Below are 15481 nucleotides of genomic sequence, written 5' to 3'. Positions count from 1 at the left end.
GACAACTATAATAGCTTTTTTGTAAAATCGCGTTCTCTTTACGAAAAGACAAGCGTCTTTGCTCGTACGATCGCTTGATCCTATGCGAGTTATTTTGATGTAAAGAGGTCGCGAGTTTGCGACAAGTTCTTTTTAAAGGAAAACACATGGAAAGAATCAGGTTAAAGCTAAAAGCTTACGACCATAGAGTTCTAGACCGCACTGTTGCAGCAATCGTAGAAGCTGTCAAACGAACAGGTGCCGACGTTCGTGGCCCGGTACCAATGCCTACAAAGATCAAACGCTATACAGTCTTAAAATCTCCACACATCAACAAAGACTCACGTGAGCAGTTTGAGATGAGAATACACGCTCGTATGCTTGACATCGTAGCTGCTACTCCAGAAACTGTAGATAGCCTAACAAAACTCGACCTAGCTCCAGAAGTTAATGTCGAAGTTCGTGCGATGAAATAAGCGGACAAAAGGATAAGAGTATGGAATATATTGTAGAAAAAATAGGCATGAGTAGAACGATTGCCACGAAGAGTACGCCAGTTACACTACTTAAGCTAGTTGAGGCTAAAGTATGTGAGATCGACGAAAACAAACGTGCTATCGTAGCGTATGCCCACACTAAAGCAAACAACAAAGCTATCGCTGGTCAGCAAAAGAAATACAATCTGACTGCAGAATTTAACAAATTTGCTACGCTTGAAGTAGCTAATAGCGAAGTTGGAAACCTAGACTTTACACCATTAAACGAGGCTAAAATTTTAAAAGTTAGCTTTAACTCAAAAGGTAGAGGCTACCAAGGCGTGGTAAAAAGACATGGTTTTGGTGGTGGTCCAAAAAGCCATGGCTCACGTTTCCACAGACGCCACGGTTCAATTGGTAACTGCGAATGGCCAGGTCGTGTTCAACCAGGTATGAAAATGGCAGGACACATGGGCAATGAGAAAGTTACTGTTAAAAACGAGCTAATAAGCTTTGACGCTCAAAATAGCATCGTAGTTGTAAAAGGTTGCGTTCCTGGTCACAATGGTGCAATGGGTAAAATAAGGATTGTAAAATGAGTAAAATTCACGTATTAAACGATAAATTTGAAAATTCAGGCGAGCTAGAGCTTCCTGCAAGCTACGCTGAAGTAAATCCGCACAACCTATATCTTTATGTAAAATCTTACCTTGCTGGTATAAGAGCAAATACGGCTCACACTAAAAGCCGTGCTTTTGTAAGCGGTGGTGGTAAAAAACCATGGAGACAAAAAGGACGTGGTGGTGCAAGAGCGGGTTCAACTAGAACTAACGTTTGGGTAGGCGGTGCAGTTGCATTTGGTCCAACAAACGAGAAAAACTATTTTCAAAAAGTCAATAAAAAACAAAAAAGACTAGCTCTTGAGTACGCTTTGGCAGTAAAAGCACAAGATGGTAAAATTTTCGCAGTAGATAGCATCTCAATCGAGTCTGGAAAGACAAAAGATGCAGCTAATATCATCAAAAATTTAAAAGTAAAAGACGCGCTTATCGTTAAAGATTTATTAGACGATAAAACACTACTTGCTTTTAGAAATTTAGCAAACTGCTATGTAGTAGATGCAAATGAGGTAAATGCTTATCTTGTCTCTACATTTAGTTCGGTTATCATTGAAAAAGCTGCACTAAAAACTATAACAAAAGAGGGCTAAAATGGCGGATATAACTGATATCAAAACAATTATTTATACAGAAAAAACTCTAGGCCTTCAAGAACAAGGCGTTGTTGTTATCCAAACTTCACCAAGAGTTACAAAAAACAGCTTAAAAGCGGTTTTACAAGAGTATTTTGGAGTAACGCCTGTTCGCGTAAATTCACTTAGAATTAGCGGCAAGGTTAAACGTTTTAGAGGAAGAGCAGGCCAACGTGACGAGATAAAGAAATTCTACGTTAAGTTACCTGAAGGCGTAAGCCTAGAAAATACGGAGGCGTAAGATGGCTATAAAATCATATAAACCATATACACCTAGTCGTAGATATATGACTGGACTAAGCTCTGAAGATATAACAGCTAAACCAAGCGTTAGAAGCTTGCTTGTTAAAATACCTGCATCTGGCGGTAGAAATAACAATGGTCGTATAACTTCAAGACATAAAGAAGCAGGTGCAAAAAAACTTTATCGTATCATCGACTTTAAACGTCGCAAATTTGGTATAGAAGGTAAAGTTGAAGCGATCGAGTACGATCCAAACAGAAACTGCCGTATCGCTCTTATAGCTTACAAAGATGGTGAAAAACGCTATATCATTAGACCAAATGGCCTAAATGTTGGCGACGTTATCGCATCTATCGATGAGGGCTCACTAGATATTAAACCAGGTAACGCTATGAAGTTAAGATTTATCCCAGTTGGTACTATCGTTCATAACGTAGAGCTAAAGCCTGGTAAAGGCGCTCAGATAGCTCGTTCAGCTGGCGGTTATGCTCAGCTAATGGGCAAAGAAGAGAAGTATGTTATCTTAAGAATGCCAAGTGGCGAGATGAGACAAGTACTAGCTGAGTGTATGGCAAGTATTGGTGTAGTTGGCAACGAAGACTGGGCTAATATCACTATCGGTAAAGCCGGACGTAATCGCCACCGCGGTATCCGCCCACAAACACGTGGTTCTGCTATGAACCCAGTTGATCACCCACACGGTGGTGGTGAAGGTAAGAAAAATTCAGGCCGTCACCCAGTTACTCCATGGGGTAAACCAACTAAAGGTGCTAAGACTCGCCGTAAAAAAGCTAGCGATAAGCTTATAATTTCAAGAAGGAAAGGAAAATAGAGATGGCAAGATCACTCAAAAAAGGTCCTTTCGTAGATGATCATGTAATGAAAAAAGTTATTGCCGCAAAAAATGCAAACGATAACAAACCAATCAAAACTTGGTCAAGACGTAGCACGATTGTACCTGAAATGATTGGACTAACATTTAACGTTCACAATGGCAAGAGCTTTATTCCTGTATATGTTACAGAAAATCATATAGGCTATAAACTTGGCGAATTTGCTCCAACACGCACATTTAAGGGTCATAAAGGCTCAGTGCAAAAGAAAATCGGCAAGTAAGGGAAGATAATATGAGTAAAGCAATTATAAAATTCGTAAGACTTTCTCCTACAAAAGCAAGACTTATAGCAAGAGAAGTTCAAGGCATGAATGCCGAGCTAGCACTTGCAAGCTTGCAATTTATGCCAAATCGTGGTGCTAAATTTATAGCAAACGCTATTAGCTCAGCAGTAGCAAATGGCGGATTTGAGCCAGAAGAGGTTGTAGTAACTAGTTGCCGCGTTGATGCTGGTCCTGTATTAAAGAGATTTAGACCAAGAGCAAGAGGAACAGCGAGCAAAATTCGCAAACCTACTTCTCATGTAATGGTAGAAGTATCTAAACCTGAAAAGAAGGAAGCATAATATGGGACAAAAAGTAAATCCAATAGGTCTTAGACTAGGAATTAACCGCAACTGGGAATCTAGATGGTTTCCAACCAAACAAAGTCTTCCTGAAAATATCGGTGAAGATTACAAAATTCGTGCATTTTTAAAGAAAAAACTTTACTATGCAGGAATTAGCCAAATTCTAATCGAAAGAACGGCTAAAAAACTTCGTGTAACCGTAGTTGCAGCTCGTCCTGGTATCATCATCGGCAAAAAAGGCCAAGATGTTGAAAACCTAAAGAACGAAGTTAGCAAACTTATCGGCAAAGAAGTAAATGTAAATATCAAAGAAGAAAGAAAAGCTCAAGCTTCAGCTCAACTTGCTGCTGAAAACGTAGCTATGCAACTTGAAAAGCGTGTCGCATTTAGACGTGCTATGAAAAAAGTTATCCAAGGCGCTCAAAAATCAGGTGCTAAAGGTATCAAAATTTCAGTTGCTGGTCGTTTAGGTGGCGCTGAGATGGCAAGAACCGAGTGGTATCTAGAAGGCCGCGTTCCGCTTCATACTCTTAGAGCAAAGATCGATTACGGTGTAGCTGAGGCTCATACGACTTATGGAAACATAGGTATTAAAGTATGGATTTTTAAAGGTGAGGTTCTTCAAAAGGGTGTTCAACCTGAGAAAACTGAAGAAGAAGCACCTAAAAAAACACGTAGAGCAAGAAGAGGTAAATAATTATGTTGATGCCTAAAAGAACGAAATTTCGTAAGCAAATGAAAGGTCGCAACCGTGGTTATGCGACTCGTGGAGCATCTTTAGCAACTGGCGAATTTGCACTTAAAGCTGTTGAGGCTGGTAGAATAAATTCACGCCAAATAGAAGCTGCTCGTCAAGCTCTAACTCGTCACGTAAAAAGACAGGCTAAAATTTGGATTAGGGTTTTCCCTGATAAGCCACTTACTAAAAAACCTCTACAAACTCGTATGGGTAAAGGTAAGGCTGGAGTTGAAGAGTGGGTTATGAATATCAAACCTGGTCGTATAATATTTGAAATGGCTGGTGTTAGCGAAGAGTTAGCTCGTGAAGCTCTAACTTTGGCTTTACACAAACTTCCTTTCAAATCAAAATTTGTAACGCGAGAGAGTGAAAATGAAATATACTGAGTTAAAAGATAAGAGCGTTGCAGAATTAAACGCGTTGCTAAAAGAGAAAAAGGTGCTTTTATTTACTTTAAGACAAAAGCTAAAAACTATGCAGTTAAGCAACCCTAATGAGATTAGTGCTGTTCGCAAAGAGATAGCTCAGATCAACACTGCAATTAGTGCAACAAGACAAGGGGCGTAAAATGGCATTAAAAAGAGAAATTCAAGGTGTTGTTTTACAAAAAGCTGGAGATAAAACAGCTACTATTTTGGTAGAAAGACGCGTTATGCACCCAAGATACCATAAATTTGTAAAACGCTTTAAAAAATATTTAGTTCATGATGAGAAAAATGAGACAAGAGCAGGCGATACAGTTGTTGCGGTTGAGTGCAGACCACTTTCAGCTCGCAAGAATTTTCGCTTAAAAGCTGTATTGGCAAAGGGAGTTGAGTAATGATTCAAAGTTTTACAAGACTTGCAGTTGCTGATAACAGCGGTGCAAAAGAGTTAATGTGTATAAAAGTTCTTGGCGGCAGCAAAAGAAGATACGCTACACTTGGCGATATCATAGTTTGCTCTGTTAAAAAAGCTCTTCCAAATGGTAAGATCAAAAAAGGACAGGTTGTAAAAGCTGTTGTTGTAAGAACTAAAAAAGAGGTTCAAAGAGATAATGGTTCGCTAATCCGCTTTGATGAGAACGCAGCTGTTATACTTGATAGCAAAAAAGAGCCAGTCGGCACTCGTATTTTTGGACCAGTTGGACGTGAAGTTAGATATGCTAACTTTATGAAGATTGTTTCGCTAGCTCCGGAGGTTTTATAATGGCTAATGTAAAATTTAAAGTCAAAAAAGGCGATACTGTTAAGATCATCGCTGGCGACGATAAAGGCAAAACTGGTAAAATTTTAGCAGTTCTTGCAAAAAAAGGTCAGGTTATAGTTGAGGGATGCAAAATAGCTAAAAAAGCTATCAAACCAAGCGAAAAAACTCCAAATGGTGGTCACGTAAATAAAGAGATGCCAATTGACATATCAAATGTCGCGAAAGTTGAAGGATAAGAGATATGAGTAGATTAAAAGATAAATTTAACGAAACTATCAAGCCAGCTCTCGTAAAAGAATTTGACATCAAAAATCCAATGCTTATACCTGCACTTGAGAAAATTGTGATCAGTGTAGGTGCTGGAGACTCTGCAAAAGATCAGAAAGTGCTTCAAAATATGGCTGATACCATTTCACTTATCGCCGGACAAAAAGCAGTTATCACTGATGCTAAAAAATCAGTTGCTGGCTTTAAAGTTCGCGAAGGTTTTCCTGTTGGTATCAAAGTAACTTTGAGAAAAGAGCAAATGTATGCTTTCTTAGATAAGCTAATCAGCGTTGCTCTCCCAAGGGTTAAAGACTTCCGCGGTCTTCCAAAAAATGGTTTTGACGGACGTGGAAACTATAACTTCGGTCTTAGTGAGCAGCTAATGTTTCCAGAGGTTGAGTATGATAAAATTTTACGAACTCATGGTATGAATATTACGATTGCTACTACGGCTAAAAATGATAAAGAGGCATTCAAATTGCTAGAGCTATTTGGTGTGCCGTTTGCAAAAGGAAAGTAAAATGGCAAAGAAATCAATGATAGCAAAAGCTGCGCGCAAGCCAAAATTTGCGGTTCGTGGCTATACTAGATGCCAAATTTGCGGTCGTCCGCACTCTGTTTATAAAGATTTTGGAATTTGCCGTGTTTGCCTAAGAAAAATGGCTAACGAAGGCCTAATACCTGGTCTTAAAAAAGCAAGTTGGTAAGGAAGAGAAATGTTAAACGATTTAATATCAGATGGATTAACACGCATTAGAAATGCAAGTATGAGAAAGCTTGAAACTGCGAAATTGCTTCATTCTAAGGTTGTTGAGGCTACTCTTTCTATCCTTGCAGCAAAAGGCTATGTAGAGAGCTACAACGTTATCGAAGAAGGCAACAAGAAATTTATAAACGTAGTTTTAAAGTATGATGAGTACGGCAGAAGCGTTATAAATGAGCTTAAAAGGGTTTCAAAACCTGGTCGCCGTGTTTATCAAGGCAAAGACGACATTAAGCGTTTTAAAAATGGTTACGGAACAGTTATCGTTAGCACAAGCAAAGGCGTTATGAGCGGTATTGAAGCAAGTAAAGCTGGAGTTGGCGGCGAAGTTCTTTGTACAGTTTGGTAATAAACTGCATTAAACGCTATTTAACCTTATGATTTTAAGGTTAAATTTTTAGCTTGGTAAAATTTTAGATTTTGCCAAAGCTAAATTTAGAAATTCAAATGAAGGTTTCGTCAAATTTGACGATAAAAATTTACGGCATTGTGGTGTTTATTCGTAAATGTAGGAACACCCTAGACAAGTAAAGGAAAAAAATGTCACGTATTGGAAAACAGCCTATCGCTATCCCAAGTGGTGTAGACGTTAGCGTTGAAAATAATGTCCTAAAATTTAAAAAGGGCAATCATATAAAAGAGCTTGACACAAAAGGTCATGTTGATGTCAAGGTAGAAAATGGTCATATAGTTTTTGCTCCAAAGGGCGAAGATCGCCAAAGTAGAGCTTACTGGGGAACATATAGAGCACTTGCTAATAATATCGTAACTGGTATCACTGCGGGATTTACTCGCCAGCTTGAGATCAACGGCGTTGGTTATAAAGCAGCTGCAAAAGGTAAAATTTTAGAGCTTTCTCTTGGTTTTTCACACCTTATCAACTATGAGCTACCAGCAGGCGTTGAAGCTAGTGTTGAGAAAAACGTTATTACTATCAAAGGCGATGACAAACAAGTAGTAGGTCAAGTGGCTGCTCAAGTTAGAGGATTTAGACCACCTGAGCCATATAAAGGTAAGGGCGTTAAATATCTAGAAGAACGTATCATCCGCAAAGCGGGCAAGACATCTAAGAAGTAAGGAGCGGTAAATGACAGCAAAAGTACTAAAAAGAAAAATCGCTCTTAGAATTAAGAGAAAAAGAAGAATCAGAGGTAAAATTTCTGGTGTTGCATCTTGCCCAAGAGTTTCTATTTTCAAATCAAACAGAACTCTTTATGTTCAAGCGATTGATGACGTTACAGCTACTACACTAGCTGCGGTTGATGGCAGAAAGATAGGCATAAAAGCAAATAAAGAAGGTGCGGTCACTTTAGCTAAAGAATTTGCTAAGGCTTTAAAAGCTAAGAAGATAGATGTTGCAGTTTTTGATAGAAATGGTTATTTGTATCATGGCGTTATCGCAGCATTTGCTGAAGCTTTAAGAGAAAATGGCATCAAGCTATAACCCAAAGGAAAATCGATGGAAAAATATAATAGAGAAGAATTTGAAGAAGTAATCGTCGATATCGGTCGGGTTACAAAGGTTGTTAAAGGTGGTCGTAGATTTAGATTTACAGCTTTAGTTGTTGTTGGTAATAGAAATGGCCTAGTTGGTTTTGGATATGGCAAAGCTAAAGAGGTGCCAGATGCGATGAGAAAAGCGATTGACGACGCATTTAAAAATATTATCCACGTTAAGATCAAAGGCACAACTATCCCTCATGATGTAGAGGTAAAATATAACGCAAGTAGAATGCTACTTCGCCCAGCTAGCGAGGGTACTGGTGTTATCGCTGGTGGTAGTGCACGTCCTATTATCGAGCTTGCAGGTATTAAGGATATCCTTACTAAATCACTTGGCTCAAACAACTCAGCAAACGTCGTTCGTGCTACTATAAAAGCACTTAGTTTGCTAAAAAGCTAAGAGAAAGGAGTTAAGATGGCATTAGAAAAATTAACACCTGCTGCAGGTTCAACTCATGCAACCAAAAGAATAGGTCGTGGCCAAGGCAGTGGCAATGGCAAAACTGCTGGCAAAGGTAATAAAGGTCAAAGAGCAAGAAAAGGCTACAATGAGAAAAGAGGTTTTGAGGGCGGACAGCAACCACTTCAAAGACGTCTTCCAAAAGTAGGTTTTACTTCTAAATTTGAAAAACCTTATGTTATTAATGTCGAGAAAATTGCAGCTATAAAAGAGCTTGCTGAAATTTCAATAGCAACAATAGCTAGCGTTCATAAAATTTCAAAGAGCGTTACTAAGATAAAACTAATCGGTGCAAGTGCAAAAGCTCTTGCTTCTAAGATCAAAGACGAGAACGTTAGCGTTAGCGGAACAAAATAATGGATAAAACACTGACCAACAAGATTTTAATCACGTTGGCATTTTTGTTCGCATACAGGATACTGGCTTATGTGCCAGTTCCTGGTGTTAATGTCGACGTAATTAAAGAATTTTTTAATTCAAACAATAGCAATGCCTTGGGCTTATTTAATATGTTTAGTGGTAAGGCTGCTGAGCGTTTAAGTATTATCTCTTTAGGTATCATGCCTTACATTACAGCTTCGATCATTATGGAGCTTTTAGCAGCAACATTTCCAAAATTAGGCCAGATGAAAAAAGAGCGTGACGGTATGCAAAAATATATGCAAATTATACGCTATGCAACTATCGTCATCACTCTTGTGCAATCAATCGGTGTTTCTATCGGACTTCAAAGTTTAAGTGGACGCGGTGGCGAACAAGCTATCATGATAGATATAAATTTATTTATCGCGATCTCTGCTGTATCTATGCTAACTGGAACTATGCTACTTATGTGGATAGGTGAGCAAATAACACAACGTGGTATAGGCAACGGCATAAGTCTTATCATCTTTGCTGGTATCGTCTCTGGTATACCTAGTGCGATCGGTGGAACTGTAAATTTGGTAAATACTTCTGAGATGAATTTCCTAACAGTTATCGCTATTTTGGTGATTATATTAGCTACTATTGGTGCTATTATATTTGTCGAGATGGGCGAAAGGCGTATCCCTATTTCTTACTCAAGAAAAGTGATAATGGAAAATCAAAACAAACGTATAATGAACTATATACCGATCAAAGTAAATTTGAGCGGTGTTATTCCACCGATATTTGCTAGTGCGATTTTGATGTTTCCTAGTACTATTTTACAAGCTAGTACAAATCCGATCATCCAAGCTATCAACGACTTTTTAAGTCCAAATGGCTATATGTTTAACGTTTTAACATTTTTATTTATCATCTTCTTTGCGTTTTTCTATGCATCGATCGTATTTAACACAAAAGATATAAGTGAAAATTTAAAGAAACAAGGCGGATTTATCCCAGGTGTTAGACCAGGCGAGAGTACAGCTAGTTATCTAAATGAAGTAGCTGGCAGGCTAACTTTGGGCGGTGCTTTATATCTAGGCATCATCTCAACCTTACCATGGGTACTTGTAAAAACTATGGGTGTACCATTTTATTTTGGTGGCACGTCAGTACTTATCGTGGTATCTGTCGCTCTGGATACTATGAGGCGTATAGAAGCTCAGTCTTATACAAACAAATACCAAACTCTAAGTGCAGTAGGTCTATAAAATGGCTATCACGCTAAAAAGACCGGTTGAGATAGAGAAAATGAGAGCGGCGAACAAGATCGTCGCTCGAACTCTTGATCACATTTCTACGATTATAAAGCCTGGAATTTCCCTTCTTGAGATAGATAAAATTTGTGAAGATATGATAAGGGCTGCTGGGGCAAAACCTGCTTTTAAAGGTCTTTATGGCTTTCCAAATGCAGCTTGCATAAGCGTCAATGAAGTGGTGATCCACGGAATCCCAAATGAATACAAACTAAAAGAGGGTGATATCGTTAGCGTTGATATTGGCTCAAATTTAGATGGTTATTTTGGTGATTCGGCTAGGACATTTGGAGTTGGTAAAATTTCAAAAGAAGACGAGGCTTTGATCGCTTGCTCAAAAGATGCACTATATTTTGCGATTGACTATATAAGAGCTGGTATGCATTTTAAAGAAATTTGCTATGAGCTTGAGAAATTTATTCTTGGTAGAGGTTATGTGCCTTTGCGCGGATATTGCGGTCATGGCATAGGCAAAAGGCCACATGAAGAGCCAGAAATTCCAAACTATATCGAAGGAAATAATCCAAAAGCTGGACCAAAGATAAAAGAAGGAATGGTTTTTTGTATAGAGCCAATGATCTGCCAAAAAGATGGCACGCCAGTTTTAGGAAGCGATAACTGGAAAGTAACCTCAAAAGATGGTTTGAGAACTAGCCATTATGAGCATTGCATGGCGATAGTTAATGGTAAAGCCGAAATTTTAAGCCAAGCGTAAAATTTATAGCAAATTTAAAGAAAGGAGAGTTTGTGGCAAAAGACGATGTCATTGAGATTGATGGAAATGTTGTTGAAGCACTGCCAAATGCAACTTTTAAAGTTGAGCTTGACAACAAACATATAATTTTATGTCATATCGCTGGAAAAATGAGAATGCATTATATAAAGATAATGCCTGGCGACCGTGTAAAAGTAGAACTTACGCCATATAGCCTAGACAAGGGCAGGATCACTTATAGATATAAGTAAATTTGACTTTGTGGCAAATATGCTAAGTAAATTTAAAGCTGGTTTTGGATAAAATCCAAGCTTTGCGAAAAGCTGTATGAAGAATTATTTTCAAAGTTCCCCACTTATTTTGAAAATAGTTGGTTTAAATTCTTTCTTTAGACCTGATGCAGCCCCTAAAAAAGTGGAATAAATTTTTAGGAGACTAAAATGAAAGTTCGTCCTTCTGTAAAGAAGATGTGTGACAAATGTAAAATTGTCAAACGTAGTGGCATAATTCGTGTTATCTGCGAAAATCCAAAACATAAACAAAGACAAGGATAAGGCATGGCACGTATTGCAGGTGTAGATTTACCAAACAAAAAGAGAATAGAGTATGGTTTGACTTATATATATGGTATAGGTCTTTACAAATCTCGTCAAATTCTTGACGCAGCTGGAATTTCTTATGACAAGAGAGTCTATGAGCTTAGTGAAGATGAAGCAGCAGCTATCCGTAAAGAAATTCAAGAGCATCACGTCGTTGAGGGTGACTTGAGAAAACAAGTTGCTATGGATATCAAAGCTCTTATGGATCTTGGAAGTTATAGAGGTCTTCGCCACAGAAAAGGTCTTCCTGTTCGTGGTCAAAAGACTAAAACTAATGCTAGAACCAGAAAAGGCAGACGTAAAACTGTCGGTGCAGCTACTAAGTAAGGCAAGGGTTAAAGGATAATAAATGGCGAAAAGAAAAATTGTTAAGAAAAAAGTAGTTAGAAAAAGCATAGCCAAAGGTATCGTTTATATCAGTGCAACATTTAATAATACTATGGTAACTGTAACTGATGAAATGGGAAATGCTATTGCATGGAGTAGTGCAGGTGGCTTAGGCTTTAAAGGTAGTAAAAAATCAACTCCTTATGCAGCTCAGCAGGCAGTTGAAGATGCTCTAAATAAAGCAAAAGAGCATGGTATAAAAGAAGTTGGTATTAAGGTTCAAGGTCCAGGTAGCGGACGTGAAACGGCTGTTAAAAGTGTAGGAACTGTTGAAGGAATTAAAGTATCTTTCTTTAAAGACATTACACCTTTACCACACAATGGTTGTAGACCGCCAAAACGCCGCCGCGTATAATTAGAGAAAAATAGGAGAAATTATTATGGCTAGATATACAGGACCTGTTGAAAAATTAGAAAGACGTCTTGGTGTGTCTCTTGCGTTAAAAGGCGAAAGAAGACTTGCTGGTAAAAGTGCTTTTGAAAAAAGACCTTATGCGCCAGGACAACATGGACAAAGAAGAGCAAAAATAAGCGAATATGGCTTACAACTTCGTGAGAAACAAAAAGCTAAATTTATGTATGGTGTTTCTGAGAAACAATTTAGAAGATTATTTCAAGAAGCAGCACGCCGCGAAGGTAATACCGGTGCTCTTTTGGTTCAACTATTAGAGCAAAGATTAGATAATGTTGTTTATAGAATGGGCTTTGCAACAACTCGTCGTTTTGCCCGTCAGCTAGTAACCCATGGACATATTTTAGTAAATGGCAAAAGAGTAGATATACCATCTTACAGAGTTGAGCCAGGTGCAAAAGTAGAGATTGTTGAAAAATCTAAGAACAATCCACAAATTGTTCGCGCAATAGATCTTACAGCGCAAACTGGTATTGTTGCTTGGGTAGATGTTGAAAAAGAGAAAAAATTTGGAATTTTCACTAGAAATCCAGAAAGAGAAGAGGTTATCATTCCTGTTGAGGAAAGATTTATAGTAGAGCTTTATTCAAAATAAAAGAGGGTATAAAGATGAGAAAGATTACTACATCAGCTTATATGCCAACTGAAATTGAAGTTAAAAGTGTTAGTGAAAATGTTGCTAACATTACAGCATATCCTTTTGAGGCGGGCTATGCTGTTACCTTGGCTCACCCATTGCGTCGTCTTCTTTACACAAGCACGGTAGGTTTTGCTCCTATTGGTGTAAAGATAAAAGGCGTTAGCCACGAATTTGACAGTATGCGTGGTATGTTAGAAGACGTAGCTTTTTTTATTATAAATTTGAAAAAAATCAGATTTAAATTAAAAAGCACCAGCGAGCGCGAAGTTATAGAATATAGCTTTAAAGGACCAAAAGAGATAACTGGGGCTGATCTAAATAATGATCTAGTCGAGATCGTTAACCCAGACGCATATCTTGCTACAATAAACGAAGATGCTGAGTTAAATTTTTCAGTTATCATTCAAAAAGGTATCGGATATGTGCCTAGTGAAGAGATTAGAGAAGAGATCGAAGACGACTATATCGCACTTGATGCTTTTTTTACACCTGTTAAAAAAGCAGTTTACGATATACAAAATGTCTTGGTTGAGGATGATCCAGACTATGAAAAGATTGTATTTACTATAACAACTGATGGTCAAGTTAGTCCGATAGAGGCTTTTAAAAATTGTTTAGAAGCTATGTATCAGCAAATGTCAGTATTTAAAGGAATTTTGGATATTGATGTTAGTACTCCAGTTGCTAGCTCAAGTGCAGGTGGTGAGTTTTCAAAGTTACTTTCTAGCGTAGAAGATCTAAATTTAAGCGCTAGAAGTTTCAACTGCCTTGACAAAGCTGATATTAGATTTATTGGCGAGCTTGCATTAATGGACGAAAATGAGCTTAAAGAGCTTAAAAATTTAGGTAAAAAATCTCTTGAAGAGATTAAAGCGGTTATGGAAGAGATAGGCTATCCAGTTGGTGCCGATGTGTTAAAAGATGGCAAAGAGCAACTAAGAAAGAAAATAACCGAGCTTAAAGCACAAATGAGTGTAAAAGAATAAAAGGACAATAGATGAGACATAAACACGGATATCGCAAACTTGGTAGAACGTCATCTCATAGATCTGCATTGCTTAAAAATTTGGCGATAGCTATCATCAAAAGCGAAAAGATAGAGACGACTTTACCAAAAGCAAAAGAGCTTAGAAGCTATGTTGAGAAGCTAATTACAAGAGCCAGAAAAGGTGACTCTAACGCTCACAGAGCAGTATTTGCTTCTTTACAAGATAAAGAAACAACAAATAAATTAGTTACTGAAGTAGCTCCAAAATTTAAAGAGCGCAATGGTGGCTATACAAGAATCATCAAGACTCGTGTTCGCAGAGGCGACGCAGCAGAGATGGCTTATATAGAGCTAGTAGCTGAATAATTATTAGAGAGCTTCGGCTCTCTTTTTTTAATTTATTGAATATAAAATTACACCACTTTTAAAATAAAATTCTTCTTTCAAAAGCTTTCTCAAGCTGTAAATTTCTTTAATTATCTATCAAAATTATTAACCAAAAATCATAAAATTTTTTATAGTTAAAAGTTGCAAATTTTCTAATCTAAAATCATATATTTAAATTTTTACCTTTGAACTCTATGCTAAAATTTTATTTTATTAAGACGATATTTGTTTCAAATATCTTATAAATTTCAAAGGATTTGAGATGATAGGTAGTGTAAATGGAGTTGGGACAAATTTTTATGTTGGCTCACAAAGTAGTAGAGCGCAAGAGCTTGATACTAAAAATACTAAATCCAATATAGACAAAAATTCTTTAAATGATTTATCTAGCAGTTTGGTTGATGAGCAAAAAAGTCATACCGATACTAGAGGTGAGCCAATAAATTTAAATGAAACAAATACGATAAAATTTCAAAAAAATAGCGAAAATCTAACATTTGTTAGCAATTTCTCACTCTCAGGCATGGCTGCTAATGGCAAGATAAGCATCTGGGGTAAGCTCATGGGTTACGACAAACAAGTCAGCCAAGATGAGATAAATGATCTCAAAAATTTTATCAACCAGACCAAAGCACTTGGTTTTGGCAGAGCTCACGAAGAGATCATAGGATATTATCCAACAGATGTTGATCTCTTTGCAAAAGAATACACATCAAAACTTGATGGCAACACACTTCTTGGGCTTGGTCACAAGAGCCATGTGGAAGGGTTTGAGATACTTGATAAGGACCTAAGTATAGATGAGTTTAAAGATAAGTGGATTGATTATGCGCTTAGGCAGTATCTTGGAGAAAGAGTCGGTGTGGAGAGCATTACGATAGGCAAAAAGGCTATCTCCATGCTAACGAGCACTAATAAGCCACCAATCGAGTATCAGACGCTACAAAATATAAATTTTACTGACGAAGAGAGCAGACAGAGATTTCTTACGCTTATGAAAGCTGGCATGAAGAGCGGGGCGGATTTTAAAGAGGTGGTAGAGGGCGTTCTCTCGCTTTATAATGTACAAAATACGGACAAACTTGATGGCAACAAAGTCTATGCCTCAGTGATCGGACGAAGCGAGAAACTAGCCACTTACGACATCAACAAAGATGAGAAATTTGCCTATCTTAAGGAGCTAATGCAACTTGAGAAAATCGGAGTTGATATACTAAAGCTAATGGAAAAAGTGGAGCAAAAACAGAAATTAGATATAAAAGTATAGGCTAAATTTAGTTTTTTGCACCGCTTATCTTTATGATTTTAGTCATAAGAGGCTCTTTTTACTTGGTTTAAATTTTTAAATGATAGAA

Annotated in this window: 30 protein-coding genes; all 30 read left to right on the top strand. The window is 37.6% G+C overall.

Annotated elements, in window-relative coordinates; translation table 11 throughout:
• The first annotated feature begins 146 nt into the window (after positions 1 to 146).
• The 30 genes from rpsJ (at position 147) to CYO92_RS00085 (ending at position 15393) form a co-directional block, all read left to right on the top strand.
• Entirely contained in the window at positions 147 to 455 is a 309-nt protein-coding gene (rpsJ, locus tag CYO92_RS00230) for a 30S ribosomal protein S10 (protein WP_009295257.1), read from the top strand.
• A 20-nt stretch (positions 456 to 475) separates the two neighbouring features.
• Positions 476 to 1054, top strand: a complete 579-nt coding sequence (rplC, locus tag CYO92_RS00225) for a 50S ribosomal protein L3 (protein ID WP_103582354.1) — start codon at positions 476 to 478, stop codon at positions 1052 to 1054.
• A complete protein-coding gene (gene rplD / locus CYO92_RS00220; protein WP_021092445.1) occupies positions 1051 to 1665 on the top strand; it encodes a 50S ribosomal protein L4 in 615 nt (204 codons plus the stop codon). Before rplC ends, rplD begins: the two co-directional genes overlap by 4 nt.
• 1 nt (position 1666) lies before the next feature.
• Entirely contained in the window at positions 1667 to 1948 is a 282-nt protein-coding gene (locus tag CYO92_RS00215; RefSeq protein WP_002941535.1) for a 50S ribosomal protein L23, read from the top strand.
• A 1-nt stretch (position 1949) separates the two neighbouring features.
• Positions 1950 to 2783 (top strand): 50S ribosomal protein L2, encoded by an 834-nt coding sequence (gene rplB / locus CYO92_RS00210; protein WP_021091121.1) that lies wholly within the window; start codon positions 1950 to 1952, stop codon positions 2781 to 2783.
• A gap of 2 nt (positions 2784 to 2785) precedes the next feature.
• The gene (gene rpsS / locus CYO92_RS00205; protein WP_002941639.1) at positions 2786 to 3067 is read left to right on the top strand and encodes a 30S ribosomal protein S19; all 282 of its coding nucleotides are present in this window, start codon (positions 2786 to 2788) and stop codon (positions 3065 to 3067) included.
• Between the two features lie 11 nt (positions 3068 to 3078).
• Complete coding sequence (gene rplV / locus CYO92_RS00200) at positions 3079 to 3411, top strand: 50S ribosomal protein L22 (protein WP_009295259.1); 333 nt, start codon at positions 3079 to 3081, stop codon at positions 3409 to 3411.
• A gap of 1 nt (position 3412) precedes the next feature.
• Positions 3413 to 4111, top strand: coding sequence for a 30S ribosomal protein S3 (gene rpsC, locus CYO92_RS00195; RefSeq protein WP_002941650.1), 699 nt, complete (start codon positions 3413 to 3415; stop codon positions 4109 to 4111).
• A gap of 2 nt (positions 4112 to 4113) precedes the next feature.
• Complete coding sequence (rplP, locus tag CYO92_RS00190; RefSeq protein WP_021091116.1) at positions 4114 to 4539, top strand: 50S ribosomal protein L16; 426 nt, start codon at positions 4114 to 4116, stop codon at positions 4537 to 4539.
• Positions 4526 to 4720 (top strand): 50S ribosomal protein L29, encoded by a 195-nt coding sequence (gene rpmC / locus CYO92_RS00185; protein WP_002941625.1) that lies wholly within the window; start codon positions 4526 to 4528, stop codon positions 4718 to 4720. The genes rplP and rpmC overlap by 14 nt, the downstream gene beginning before the upstream one ends.
• 1 nt (position 4721) lies before the next feature.
• A complete protein-coding gene (gene rpsQ / locus CYO92_RS00180) occupies positions 4722 to 4973 on the top strand; it encodes a 30S ribosomal protein S17 (RefSeq protein WP_002941511.1) in 252 nt (83 codons plus the stop codon).
• The gene (gene rplN, locus CYO92_RS00175; protein ID WP_021091075.1) at positions 4973 to 5341 is read left to right on the top strand and encodes a 50S ribosomal protein L14; all 369 of its coding nucleotides are present in this window, start codon (positions 4973 to 4975) and stop codon (positions 5339 to 5341) included. The genes rpsQ and rplN overlap by 1 nt, the downstream gene beginning before the upstream one ends.
• Positions 5341 to 5577, top strand: a complete 237-nt coding sequence (gene rplX / locus CYO92_RS00170; RefSeq protein ID WP_002941666.1) for a 50S ribosomal protein L24 — start codon at positions 5341 to 5343, stop codon at positions 5575 to 5577. Before rplN ends, rplX begins: the two co-directional genes overlap by 1 nt.
• 5 nt (positions 5578 to 5582) lie before the next feature.
• Positions 5583 to 6128 (top strand): 50S ribosomal protein L5, encoded by a 546-nt coding sequence (rplE, locus tag CYO92_RS00165; protein ID WP_002941643.1) that lies wholly within the window; start codon positions 5583 to 5585, stop codon positions 6126 to 6128.
• A gap of 1 nt (position 6129) precedes the next feature.
• Positions 6130 to 6315 carry a type Z 30S ribosomal protein S14 gene (locus CYO92_RS00160; RefSeq protein WP_002941532.1) on the top strand — a complete coding sequence of 62 codons (186 nt, stop codon included), beginning with the start codon at positions 6130 to 6132 and terminating at the stop codon, positions 6313 to 6315.
• 9 nt (positions 6316 to 6324) lie between these two features.
• The gene (rpsH, locus tag CYO92_RS00155; protein WP_021091129.1) at positions 6325 to 6720 is read left to right on the top strand and encodes a 30S ribosomal protein S8; all 396 of its coding nucleotides are present in this window, start codon (positions 6325 to 6327) and stop codon (positions 6718 to 6720) included.
• A gap of 191 nt (positions 6721 to 6911) precedes the next feature.
• Positions 6912 to 7448 carry a 50S ribosomal protein L6 gene (gene rplF / locus CYO92_RS00150; protein WP_054197279.1) on the top strand — a complete coding sequence of 179 codons (537 nt, stop codon included), beginning with the start codon at positions 6912 to 6914 and terminating at the stop codon, positions 7446 to 7448.
• A 10-nt stretch (positions 7449 to 7458) separates the two neighbouring features.
• The gene (gene rplR / locus CYO92_RS00145) at positions 7459 to 7815 is read left to right on the top strand and encodes a 50S ribosomal protein L18 (protein ID WP_085658472.1); all 357 of its coding nucleotides are present in this window, start codon (positions 7459 to 7461) and stop codon (positions 7813 to 7815) included.
• A gap of 15 nt (positions 7816 to 7830) precedes the next feature.
• Positions 7831 to 8274, top strand: coding sequence for a 30S ribosomal protein S5 (gene rpsE, locus CYO92_RS00140; protein WP_002941646.1), 444 nt, complete (start codon positions 7831 to 7833; stop codon positions 8272 to 8274).
• A 15-nt stretch (positions 8275 to 8289) separates the two neighbouring features.
• The gene (gene rplO / locus CYO92_RS00135) at positions 8290 to 8691 is read left to right on the top strand and encodes a 50S ribosomal protein L15 (protein WP_021089212.1); all 402 of its coding nucleotides are present in this window, start codon (positions 8290 to 8292) and stop codon (positions 8689 to 8691) included.
• Positions 8691 to 9953: a preprotein translocase subunit SecY gene (gene secY, locus CYO92_RS00130; RefSeq protein WP_035167388.1), complete on the top strand. Its 1263-nt coding sequence runs from the start codon at positions 8691 to 8693 to the stop codon at positions 9951 to 9953. Before rplO ends, secY begins: the two co-directional genes overlap by 1 nt.
• Before the next feature lies 1 nt (position 9954).
• On the top strand, positions 9955 to 10713 hold the full coding sequence (gene map / locus CYO92_RS00125; protein ID WP_103589163.1) for a type I methionyl aminopeptidase: 759 nt from the start codon (positions 9955 to 9957) through the stop codon (positions 10711 to 10713).
• Between the two features lie 32 nt (positions 10714 to 10745).
• On the top strand, positions 10746 to 10964 hold the full coding sequence (infA, locus tag CYO92_RS00120) for a translation initiation factor IF-1 (RefSeq protein WP_002848031.1): 219 nt from the start codon (positions 10746 to 10748) through the stop codon (positions 10962 to 10964).
• A gap of 189 nt (positions 10965 to 11153) precedes the next feature.
• Positions 11154 to 11267 carry a 50S ribosomal protein L36 gene (gene rpmJ / locus CYO92_RS00115; protein WP_002941545.1) on the top strand — a complete coding sequence of 38 codons (114 nt, stop codon included), beginning with the start codon at positions 11154 to 11156 and terminating at the stop codon, positions 11265 to 11267.
• Between the two features lie 3 nt (positions 11268 to 11270).
• Positions 11271 to 11639 (top strand): 30S ribosomal protein S13, encoded by a 369-nt coding sequence (gene rpsM, locus CYO92_RS00110; protein WP_012140556.1) that lies wholly within the window; start codon positions 11271 to 11273, stop codon positions 11637 to 11639.
• A gap of 22 nt (positions 11640 to 11661) precedes the next feature.
• On the top strand, positions 11662 to 12054 hold the full coding sequence (gene rpsK / locus CYO92_RS00105) for a 30S ribosomal protein S11 (protein WP_021091081.1): 393 nt from the start codon (positions 11662 to 11664) through the stop codon (positions 12052 to 12054).
• A gap of 25 nt (positions 12055 to 12079) precedes the next feature.
• Positions 12080 to 12706: a 30S ribosomal protein S4 gene (gene rpsD / locus CYO92_RS00100; protein ID WP_054197275.1), complete on the top strand. Its 627-nt coding sequence runs from the start codon at positions 12080 to 12082 to the stop codon at positions 12704 to 12706.
• 14 nt (positions 12707 to 12720) lie between these two features.
• Positions 12721 to 13737 carry a DNA-directed RNA polymerase subunit alpha gene (locus CYO92_RS00095; protein ID WP_087578016.1) on the top strand — a complete coding sequence of 339 codons (1017 nt, stop codon included), beginning with the start codon at positions 12721 to 12723 and terminating at the stop codon, positions 13735 to 13737.
• An 11-nt stretch (positions 13738 to 13748) separates the two neighbouring features.
• On the top strand, positions 13749 to 14105 hold the full coding sequence (rplQ, locus tag CYO92_RS00090; RefSeq protein WP_002941584.1) for a 50S ribosomal protein L17: 357 nt from the start codon (positions 13749 to 13751) through the stop codon (positions 14103 to 14105).
• Between the two features lie 283 nt (positions 14106 to 14388).
• The gene (locus CYO92_RS00085; RefSeq protein ID WP_103589162.1) at positions 14389 to 15393 is read left to right on the top strand and encodes a hypothetical protein; all 1005 of its coding nucleotides are present in this window, start codon (positions 14389 to 14391) and stop codon (positions 15391 to 15393) included.
• Positions 15394 to 15481: the final 88 nt, after the last annotated feature.

The sequence above is a fragment of the Campylobacter concisus genome, from assembly GCF_002913715.1.
GTDB classification, from domain to species: domain Bacteria; phylum Campylobacterota; class Campylobacteria; order Campylobacterales; family Campylobacteraceae; genus Campylobacter_A; species Campylobacter_A concisus_AG.
The sequence above is the reverse complement of the archived record's forward strand: the minus strand, read 5'-3'. Positions and strand labels throughout refer to the sequence as shown.